Source organism: Aequoribacter sp. (assembly GCF_965659035.1).
In the GTDB taxonomy this organism is placed as follows: Bacteria; Pseudomonadota; Gammaproteobacteria; order Pseudomonadales; family Halieaceae; genus Aequoribacter.
Map to the genome: position 1 here is coordinate 3,238 of NZ_CBFHWH010000131.1, position 456 is coordinate 3,693.

Sequence of the window (456 nt, forward strand, 5' to 3'; positions counted from 1 at the left end):
CGAGAGTGTGCGCCGCGCGGCATCGATGCCTAGCGTAGAGTCCCTCTGCGGGGTCATTGACACGCTGGTCATGGCGCGCAGAAAACACCCCGGGCAGCGCAACACGCTGGACGCCTTGTGCACTCGCTATGATGTGGATAACTCCAGTCGTGATTTGCACGGCGCCTTGTTGGATTCTGAGATTCTCGCCGACGTTTACTTGGCGATGACCGGCGGACAAACTGCGTTGACACTGCAGTCTGAAAATCGTGAGGGTGGTGAGCAGTCAAACTGGGTGACTGGCGAAATTGTGCGGGTTCAGCGAGCGGGTCTCTCTTTACCCGTGGTGCATGCGAGCGCCGATGAGTCACAAGCCCACGAGGCCTACTTGGACCTTTTAGATAAAAAGAGTGAGGGTGCTCTCTGGCGACGTGTCACCCATTAGCGGTGTGACGATTGATCGCTGGCCAGCTGCTC

At 57.9% G+C, this 456-nt stretch carries 1 protein-coding gene; it reads left to right on the forward strand.

Going from position 1 to position 456, the window contains the following annotated elements:
• A partial coding sequence (locus tag ACTF5Z_RS11605) for an exonuclease domain-containing protein (protein WP_438985779.1) occupies positions 1-424 on the forward strand: 424 nt, incomplete at its 5' end.
• Positions 425-456: the final 32 nt, after the last annotated feature.